We start from the raw sequence: 7260 nt of genomic DNA, 5'->3' as shown, positions 1-7260 counted from the left end.
AATAATCTGGCTACATCAACAATAAAGTATTATTTTAATCTCATTTTAGAAGCAGTACTCAGTAATAACCCCTTTGTGACAGTTAGGGTGCGGAATGTGGGATATATGTGATGGAACATGGTCAAATTGTTGAGCAGGGTAAGCACGAGGATTTACTAGCATTGGATGGTATCTATGCCAGTTTGTGGCGCGTACAGTCTGGGATTTATTAATACTTTCTAACTATTTTTGATAATTACAGGCTTGTTTTACACAACTTTTATTAGCAGTTTTACCAGCACTGAAAAATTTTTGGAAGCTGTATTTATGGATAATTTCAAAACCTTAAAAGCCAAATTAAATGCTCAAGGTTATCGATTCACCCCTCAACGCCAATTAATTTTTGAGTTTTTTAAAACTCTGCCAACAGGTAATCATTTGAGTGCCGAATCAGTACATTTGTTGCTGTTTGAACGTGGAGAAGTGATGAGTTTGTCTACGGTTTATCGCAACCTCAAAATTCTGGCTAACATAGGGATTATCCGAGAAGTAGAATTGGCACAGGCTCAAAAATATTACGAACTAAAAACCATCTCTACCCATCATCACCATATTGTGTGTATTCAATGTCATCAGATTATAGAGTTTGAAAATAAATCAATTATTAAACAAGGATTAAAACAAGTAGAAACAATGGGATTGCAACTAATTGATTGTAAATTCACATTGCAAACTATTTGTCCAGAAGCTCTACAGAGGGGATGGCCGACAATATCTAGTAATTGGGTATGTCCTAGATTCTTGAAAACAGACAAACCCAAAAGCTCAAACCATCAGCAACTACATTAGACCCATCCTAAAACTTACAAGCCAATATTTACAAGTCTTTGAGACCAATCCTTGCAGATTCTCTTTAAACAAAATAATTAGGGTTTGATATCGTTACTGATAGTTTAGAGGCAGAAAATGAAGTTATGAATTCAAGGCGATCGCATTTTTCAAGAATTACTTATGCAATTGAGAGCATGAAATGTTAGATGTAAGTATTCAGGCGAACCTGATATAATTTCCAAATTCGCCCCTTTTGACAAGCATTGCAAGCAGCAGTTTTCGGTTCAAAGTCAATACAGCCAATCGCCTGTTCCGAACAAGCTTTCTTAGGACATACCGTACATTTTAGACGATAATCATTAGTGAAATACTCACAATTATGACAAGGAATTTGATGCAATCGCCACAGAAAAATTATCCCTTTTTTAAGAGTTGTCCAAATACTACAAAACAATAAAATCATAATTGCCCAAGCAGATAAAGCATAAAAAATTGTAGCCATCACTATATTGTTACTCCACAAAAAGTTTTAGGAAATTGCCCACAGTCAAAAGTTTTTAACCGCAGGCAGGAGAAGGAACTTGAGAATAGCTGGTGTTGAGTTCATGGGAGATGATTAGTTAGGTAATACTACGCGCCCTCCAAGCGTGCCAAGCATAACCTAAAAAAGCTAATATTCCTAGAAGAAATTGTATGTTTGCTGCTACTAAACGTTGCGAACCGTAAAATTCTGGTGGAAAAACTGTAGTGTTATATCCTACAAAACTAGCAGAAATCCAAGCCATTAAAGCTAATCCTAGCAAACTATAAGCAAGAATTTCTTCACCATTTTCTATAGGTAATATTTTTCTGATCCAAGTAAATGGCTGTACAATAATGTGCCATATACCCCCAAAAATTAAAATGCATCCGACCCAAATATGACCGCCAATAACATCTTCTAAATTATCTACACTGGCTAGTCCTAAAATATTCCAGATACCATCTTTAAAGCCTACCAAGTAGCTAAAAATGGTTACTGGGTTAAGAGTGGGATTATTAATTAGGCGTACATCCCCTAGATGACTGTCATAAATGCCGCCAAAAAACATGGCTTTAAGTACTAATAAAAATGCTCCTAAACCCAAAATAATTATGTGATGTCCTAAAATTAAACTCAATTGTCTAGGGTCATTCCATTCATAGTGAAATTTCGCGGCTCTACCACCATTATTATATAAAATTGCTGGAGCGCGAAACACATGAAATAGTCCGCCTGCACCTAAAACCGCCGAGGCAATTAAATGCAGTATGCCAATAACGAAATAGGGATAGGTATCAACTACTCGACCACCAGCACCTATTCCCCAACCTAAAGTTGCTAAGTGTGGTAATAAAATCAAGCCTTGTTCATACATTGGGATATCAGGAACAAAGCGCACAACTTCTGAGATGGTAGTTGTTCCTGCCCAAAACATAATTAAGCCTGCATGGGCAATATGTGCGCCTAATAATTGACCAGATAAATCAGTTAAACGAGCATTACCAATTAACCAAGGTAATTGTGTATTTGCCGCAAAAGTTCTATCAGTAGAAATTGCCACTTTTACCTCATCATTTTTAGAAAAGTGCTGAGTTTTTTATAGGACTTACGCAGTGTCAGATATTTTTCATGCTTTTTGTCAATGGTCAATAGTCCATAGTCCAAAAACTTGAATTTTGACCATTGACTTTTGACTTTTGACTACCCTTGTGAGGGTTTTTTTGTTCGGTGCGTAAGTCCTATTTTATAGACTCAGCACGCTTACCCGATCCTTATCCTTATCACTTAGAGAGTGAGAGCAAAACTGTTAACTGAGGATTGAATGTCAAATTTTAGATTTTAGATTTTAAATTTTGGATTGAATATTCATAGGTTAATATCGCTCTTGGAATATGAAGCAAGCGAATTTATTCATGAAATAAATCTACAATCCAAAATCACCGTACTTTAGATTGGAAATTTTTGATTGAGGAAATTTTAATCTAAAATCCAAAATCCAAAATCCAAAATTGATTCACTCAGCACTACTAATGGCGTTCAATGACTTTTCAACTTGTCTAAAGTCAACACCAATGGCTCGTAGCGCGTGCCAAAGATGACCTTGTAAAAAGAAGAAAGCTAAGAAGAAGTGAGCATTAGCTAACCATGCTCTAGCACTGTAGGCACCATTAGCTAATTTGACTGTATCAGCAAAATAAGGAGTCACACCAAATTTTAATTCTAGGGGCGCACCATAGAACTCTACAGGATAAGCTAAGGTGTTGACTGCACAAAAGTAAGCAGCAACAAAACCAGCTAAGGCAATACCACCTAAAGAATAAGAAAGAATCGCTTCCCCAGAAAAGATTAACAGCTTTTTCGCCCAAGGTAATGGCTCTTTGATAATATGCCAAATACCGCCACCAATGAGGATTAAACCTACATAGATATGACCACCAACCAAATCTTCTAGGTTGTTCACACTAGCAAAGTGAGTTTGATAGCCGTAAATAACCAAGGGGTTGAGGGTGGGATGACTTACCACTCTGACAGCGTGAATTGTCGCGTCGTATAAGCCTCCCCAAAACATTGCTTTGCCAACTAGTAATAAAGCTGCTATCCCCAAAAATAGGAGGTGATGTCCTAAAATCAAACCGAGTTGTTGAGGATCGTTCCATTCAAAGTGAAATTTACGAGCAAAACCAGTAGTGTTTTTTAAGTTGCGCGGCCCTTTAAAAGTATGAAAGAGTGCGCCGGCTCCCAGGACAGCAGACGAGATCAGATGCAAAGCACCAATAACAAAGTAAGGGTAAGTATTAATTACTTGACCACCTGCACCAACACCAAAGCCTAAAGTGGCTAAATGGGGTAACAAGATGAGTCCTTGGTCTCCCATTGGAATCTCAGGTTTGTAACGAGAGATTTCAAACCATGTAAACGCCCCCGCCCACAGGGTTGTGAGTGCAGCTTGTGCTACATGTGCGCCGATAAATAAGCCAGAGAGGTCGGCGAAGCGGGCATTACCAACCCACCAATCATATTTGACGTTGGGATGATCGTATGTCTGCATTGGTTCTCTTCTATAAGTTATTGCGAGAAATCTTCAAATATTTACTACTTAACTTCAAGCAATAAAAGCTGAAATATTATCTAATAAGACTTAAATCGCTGAAGTTAATTGCCGAGCTTGGTGAACACAAATTTAGTTTATTGAATATATTTCTCATTTAGCTATTTTCTTTACAAAACTTAACAATAAAAATTCAACAAAATTAAGCACGACAAAAAAGGCGACATTCTAATTTGGTCGCTGTTATTAAGTTAGTTATTCACACTAAGTTTTGGCACAATTAAGCATGAAAATATTCAACAGTCAACAGTCAACAGTCAACAGTCAACACTATTTTCAAGCTAGTTAATAAATTAATAAGGGGTGTATTTACGCCCCTAAATAAACAATTGCTAATTTATTAAATTTGGAGATAGTATTTGAGATTGCATTGTTGGTTGTAGATGATAAGGTTGCCAAAAACTCAACATTTGTTCGCCGACCTTTTGCGGATAGAAGTAATGAAAAAAATGATGTCCTTTTGGACATTCCCAGAGATAATCTTCAGGTTTAAACCATTTTAACCAGCCTAGTAAGGCAGGAGAATTGACAATTGAATCGTTTTTGCTACCACAGATCATCATGGGCATAGAAACCCCATCTTCAGGTAAATCAACTAACTTGAATAGGGAATGAGATAAGGGAGATTGTTCTAAATCTTTATTTAACACTGCCATTAACTTTTTAGTAGTGTAATGTGGTTGTTCGCCAAAGAGATTACGAACACTCATTGCTAGAACTTGTTCGCGACTGATGGTAAATAGTTGTCGTTGTAGATAGTAGTGGGCGTGCCAAGTATTTGCTGGTCGAGAAGCGACAGCTAGGAGAATGAGCGATCGCACTTTTTGGGGATAGCGCCTTGCATAGGTTAGAGCGATCGCACCACCCGCACCATGACCTGTTAAATGTATGGGATGGGGACATTGTGACAAATACTCATGTAGTAAATTTACAGCCTCATCTATCGAACTACCTTCATCTTTACCGTGACGATATTCCCACTGAGCCACATTCATATATTGCGATATATGTTGTAGTAACGGTTGATCGAAACGCTGCAATACAGTACTAGAACTGACCCACACAACATCAATATCATCAGACATAAAAACTCTCAAACCTCAAAAATTAAGCAACTTCAAAACCACAAATACATACAGATTTATACCAATTCAAAATTCAAAATCGCTACAAGTCGCGGAAGAAATCAAGTCATCTCATAATTCATTCAGTTAGATAATCACTAAAAAACCTCTTCCCTAGCTCCTAGACTCTTTCAAATTGGTATTATTTTGCTCTGAAAAACAAAATTCTCTGTGTGTATCTGTGGTTCAGCATCAGGTACAAAAAACTTTAACTACTCAAACTACAAACCAAACTCTCTCTTTAACTGAGATACCCAATTCTTAATCCGCCCATCTGTTAAATCAGATTGATTATCTTCATCAATTGCTAAACCGACAAACTTACCATTTCTTAAAGCCTTAGACTCGTTAAAATCGTAACCTTCAGTTGAGCAATAGCCTACAGTCTTTCCACCGAGTTGAGAAATCTTTTCTTCTAAAATTCCGATGGCATCTTGAAAATTATCGGCATAGCCTATCTGGTCACCAGTACCAAAATAAGCGACTGTCTTACCATTAAAATCTATTTCGTCTAGTTCGGTAAAAAAGCCTTCCCAATCGCTTTGTAATTCGCCAATATTCCAAGTAGGACAACCAATAATTAAATATTGATAGTCATCAAAATCAGCAGTATCCGCTTGGGAGATGTCGTGTAATGTCACCACACTATCACCAAATTCATCCCGAATTATTTCTGCTACTGATTCTGTTTTACCAGTTTGAGTGCCGTAGAATAAACCGATTTTTTGCGACATTTTTACACCTGATATTGAAAAGAAAAAGTTAGAAGAACAAACTGCTATTGCTGATTAGTAAATAAGCAAATAAAGCACCGCCACAACTACCAATAATCCAGCCAGCATTAAATTCACTCCATGACTTAGCTGTTTGCAGATTTTCTGGTAACTCTCCTTGAGGAGATGTACCTTGTTTAAACCATGCTCTGCCATAAAGCCACAGACAAATTGATAAAATCAACAACAAAGCAATTGTTGCGAGTAGTCCGGCTTGATTAGCTAATTCTGTGTTCCGCAGGGGGCCTAATTTGACGAAAGGGCCAAGTAAAAAATAACCATGCGCCATGCCAATTTCTAAACCACGAGAAAATGGCGACAATCCTGCACGGTAAATAGGAAGATTCCCCAAGAATTTTAAGATTAAATTAGAGGTATTAACTGGGGTTTGCAGGTTTCCTAATTCTGGTGTATCTAGATAGTTAACTACTCCCTGTGCAAAATCCAATCCAGCCGCGAGAACACGCACTCTCAAAGCGTGCCAGATATGACCACAGAGAAACACAATTGCTAAAGCAAAATGGCTAGTTGCTAACCAAGTGCGAACTGAAATTACTCCTGATACACTGCTTAATCCTAAAGGCCCATAAAACTCAGTGGGATAAACGGTGTCGTTGACAGTGACAAAGTATGCTGCTAAGAAACCCATGTATGCTAAAGCAGCCAGACTATAGGATAAATAAGCTTCACCAGACCAAAAAAGTACTTTTTTCGCCCAAGCAAAAGGTTGAGTGAAGATATGCCAAAATCCACCGCCAAAACAAAGAATACCTACCCAAATATGACCGCCAACAACATCTTCTAAGTTATTAACAGCCGCCATTCCTTGATTACCAAATGTACCAAAGAGGTAAGCAAAAATTCGTGCTGGGTTAAGAGTTGGGTCAGAAATAACTCTGACAGATGCCACTTTGACATCGTAAAGACCACCCCAAAAGAGGGCTTTTGCTACCAATAACCAAGCACCTAAACCTAATAAAAGTAGGTGAATGCCGATGATGGTGGTCATTTTCTCTTCATCTTCCCAGTCATAACCAAAAAAACCGGGAAATTGATTATTTTCTGGTAATACTTCTGGCCCTAACAAAGCGTGATAAATGCCGCCAGCACCAAGTACAGCCGAACTGATTAAATGCACTACACCTATGACGAAATAGGGATAAGTATCAACGATTTGTCCGCCATCACCAACACCAAATCCCAGGGTTGCTAAATGGGGCAATAAGATTAACCCTTGTTCGTATATTGGTAGAGAGGGGTTGTATTTGCTGATTTCAAATAAGGTCATTGCCCCAGCCCAAAGGACAATTAAACCAGCATGGGCAATGTGCGCCCCTAATAACCGTCCTGAGAGATTGATAAACTTAGCGTTACCTGCCCACCATCCATATTGTTGGGAGGTGATTGTTGCTGTAGTCATAG

The 7260-nt window shown here is 38.0% G+C and carries 7 protein-coding genes; 1 reads left to right on the top strand and 6 read right to left on the bottom strand.

Features of this window, described 5'->3' with window-relative positions; translation table 11 throughout:
- Nucleotides 1-306: 306 nt before the first annotated feature.
- The gene (locus AACW45_RS34645; RefSeq protein WP_190637594.1) at nt 307-828 is read left to right on the top strand and encodes a Fur family transcriptional regulator; all 522 of its coding nucleotides are present in this window, start codon (nt 307-309) and stop codon (nt 826-828) included.
- Between the two features lie 184 nt (nt 829-1012).
- Here AACW45_RS34645 and AACW45_RS34640 read toward each other — a convergent pair whose 3' ends face one another.
- The 6 genes from AACW45_RS34640 to AACW45_RS34615 all read right to left on the bottom strand — a co-directional run bounded on the left by AACW45_RS34640 (nt 1013) and on the right by AACW45_RS34615 (nt 7258).
- Entirely contained in the window at nt 1013-1312 is a 300-nt protein-coding gene (locus tag AACW45_RS34640) for a hypothetical protein (protein ID WP_190637592.1), read from the bottom strand.
- Between the two features lie 118 nt (nt 1313-1430).
- Nucleotides 1431-2393, bottom strand: coding sequence for a chlorophyll a/b binding light-harvesting protein (locus tag AACW45_RS34635; protein ID WP_190637589.1), 963 nt, complete (start codon nt 2391-2393; stop codon nt 1431-1433).
- Between the two features lie 453 nt (nt 2394-2846).
- A complete protein-coding gene (locus tag AACW45_RS34630; protein WP_190637587.1) occupies nt 2847-3881 on the bottom strand; it encodes a chlorophyll a/b binding light-harvesting protein in 1035 nt (344 codons plus the stop codon).
- A gap of 392 nt (nt 3882-4273) precedes the next feature.
- Complete coding sequence (locus AACW45_RS34625; protein WP_190637585.1) at nt 4274-5026, bottom strand: alpha/beta hydrolase; 753 nt, start codon at nt 5024-5026, stop codon at nt 4274-4276.
- Between the two features lie 260 nt (nt 5027-5286).
- Nucleotides 5287-5799, bottom strand: a complete 513-nt coding sequence (gene fldA, locus AACW45_RS34620) for a flavodoxin FldA (protein WP_190637583.1) — start codon at nt 5797-5799, stop codon at nt 5287-5289.
- Between the two features lie 28 nt (nt 5800-5827).
- Nucleotides 5828-7258: a chlorophyll a/b binding light-harvesting protein gene (locus tag AACW45_RS34615; RefSeq protein ID WP_190637581.1), complete on the bottom strand. Its 1431-nt coding sequence runs from the start codon at nt 7256-7258 to the stop codon at nt 5828-5830.
- Nucleotides 7259-7260 lie beyond the last annotated feature (2 nt).

Source organism: Calothrix sp. FACHB-168 (assembly GCF_963889195.1).
In the GTDB taxonomy this organism is placed as follows: domain Bacteria; phylum Cyanobacteriota; class Cyanobacteriia; order Cyanobacteriales; family Nostocaceae; genus Aulosira; species Aulosira anomala_A.
This window is presented reverse-complemented; position numbering and strand designations above follow the sequence as displayed.